Annotated in this window: 4 protein-coding genes; all 4 read left to right on the top strand. The window is 41.9% G+C overall.

Annotated features, from left to right (window positions below; all coding sequences use genetic code 11):
* Nucleotides 1-253: replication initiation-control protein YabA (yabA, locus tag RAC86_RS37970; RefSeq protein ID WP_377886883.1), on the top strand; the 253-nt coding region annotated here is incomplete at its 5' end.
* A 58-nt stretch (nucleotides 254-311) separates the two neighbouring features.
* Complete coding sequence (locus tag RAC86_RS37965) at nucleotides 312-1,055, top strand: tRNA1(Val) (adenine(37)-N6)-methyltransferase (protein ID WP_003244526.1); 744 nt, start codon at nucleotides 312-314, stop codon at nucleotides 1,053-1,055.
* The gene (locus RAC86_RS37960) at nucleotides 1,042-1,341 is read left to right on the top strand and encodes a GIY-YIG nuclease family protein (protein ID WP_377886885.1); all 300 of its coding nucleotides are present in this window, start codon (nucleotides 1,042-1,044) and stop codon (nucleotides 1,339-1,341) included. Before RAC86_RS37965 ends, RAC86_RS37960 begins: the two co-directional genes overlap by 14 nt.
* Nucleotides 1,316-2,194 (top strand): 16S rRNA (cytidine(1402)-2'-O)-methyltransferase, encoded by an 879-nt coding sequence (rsmI, locus tag RAC86_RS37955; protein ID WP_019712967.1) that lies wholly within the window; start codon nucleotides 1,316-1,318, stop codon nucleotides 2,192-2,194. The genes RAC86_RS37960 and rsmI overlap by 26 nt, the downstream gene beginning before the upstream one ends.
* Nucleotides 2,195-2,233 lie beyond the last annotated feature (39 nt).

Raw genomic sequence — 2,233 nt, 5'->3', positions numbered from 1 at the left:
GGAAAATCATCATTTACAGCTTGAAAACAAGCATTTGCGCAAACGGCTGGACGATACGACGCAGCAGATCGAAAAGTTCAAAGCTGATAAAAAAGAATCAAAAACACAGAAGACAGAGCAAACTGATATAGGGGAAGGATATGATAATCTGGCACGTCTGTATCAAGAAGGATTTCATATCTGCAATGTCCACTATGGAAGTGTTCGAAAAGAGGATTGTCTTTTCTGTCTGTCATTCTTAAATAAAAAATAGGGAAAAGGCTTCCGCATAAGACGGGAGCCTTTTTCAAAGGTACTGAAAGGATAAGAAGATGGTTTCATTACATGATGATGAAAGATTAGATTATTTGCTGGCAGAGGACATGAAAATCATACAAAGCCCAACAGTGTTTGCTTTTTCGTTGGACGCTGTGCTTCTGTCCAAATTTGCGTACGTTCCGATTCAAAAAGGGAAAATTGTTGATTTATGCACCGGCAATGGTATTGTGCCGCTGCTGCTCAGTACAAGATCAAAAGCAGACATTCTGGGAGTCGAAATTCAAGAAAGACTGCATGATATGGCTGTTCGCAGCGTGGAGTATAATAAGTTGGACGATCAGATCCAGATCATACATGATGACCTGAAAAACATGCCGGAGAAACTTGGACATAATCGATATGATGTTGTCACCTGCAATCCGCCGTATTTTAAAACGCCGAAACAAACTGAACAAAACATGAACGAGCATCTCCGAATCGCAAGACATGAAATCCACTGCACGCTGGAGGATGTCATTTCAGTCAGCAGCAAGCTGCTCAAGCAAGGGGGAAAAGCAGCTCTTGTTCACCGGCCGGGAAGGCTTCTGGAGATTTTTGAACTGATGAAGGCTTATCAAATCGAGCCGAAACGTGTACAATTTGTCTATCCGAAGCAAGGGAAAGAAGCCAATACCATTCTGGTTGAAGGTATCAAAGGTGGGCGCCCAGATTTGAAAATTCTTCCTCCCTTATTCGTTTATGATGAACAAAATGAATATACAAAAGAAATCAGGACCATTTTATATGGAGACAAATAACCATTTCTTCTACGTCGTGAAATGTAAGGACAATAGCTGGTATGCCGGATATACCAACGATCTGCATAAACGAGTGAAAACGCACAATGATGGAAAGGGCGCAAAGTACACAAAAGTAAGAAGTCCGGTTGAATTAATTTTTGCCGAGAGCTTTTCAACAAAGCGGGAAGCTATGCAGGCGGAATATTATTTCAAAAAACTAACTCGGAAGAAAAAAGAGCTTTATATAGAAGAAAAGCGAAACAGCAAGGAGGCTGTATATGTTAAGGCGCCAAATGAGCTTTAATGGAAAGTCGGACATGGGGATTCTTTACTTGGTCCCAACCCCAATCGGAAATCTAGAGGATATGACATTCCGGGCGATCGACACGCTGAAATCAGTGGATGCGATTGCTGCGGAAGATACGAGGCAAACGAAAAAGCTTTGTCATGTATATGAAATTGAAACACCGCTCGTCAGCTATCACGAACACAATAAAGAAAGCAGTGGGCACAAAATTATTGAATGGCTGAAGTCGGGAAAAAACATTGCTCTTGTCAGTGATGCCGGTCTGCCGACGATTTCTGATCCCGGAGCGGAAATTGTAAAGGATTTTACGGATATAGGCGGTTATGTTGTTCCGTTGCCGGGAGCAAATGCTGCATTAACAGCTCTTATTGCTTCAGGTATTGTACCGCAGCCTTTTTTCTTTTACGGTTTTCTCAACAGACAGAAAAAAGAAAAGAAGAAGGAACTTGAAGCCCTTAAAAAACGGCGGGAAACGATCATTTTTTATGAAGCGCCCCACAGATTGAAGGAAACCTTGTCAGCGATGGCAGAGATATTAGGAGATCGGGAAATTGCTGTAACACGTGAACTCACTAAGAAATATGAAGAGTTTATCCGAGGAACCATATCTGAGGTCATTGGATGGGCAAACGAGGATCAGATACGCGGCGAGTTTTGTCTTGTCGTAGAAGGAAGTAATAATGAAGAGGTAGATGAGGAAGAACAATGGTGGGAAACCCTCACTGCGAAAGAACATGTCGAGCATTACATCTCGAAAGGCGCTACGTCTAAAGAAGCCATTAAAAAAGCAGCAGTCGATCGCAATGTACCAAAGCGTGAAGTGTACGATGCTTACCATATTAAGCAATAAAAAAACGTTCTTGTGTCATAACAAGAACGTTTTTTGTAC

The organism is Bacillus sp. LR_5 (assembly GCF_042709275.1).
Note: the sequence above shows the minus strand (reverse complement) of the source record. Positions and strands in the feature narration are given on the sequence as shown.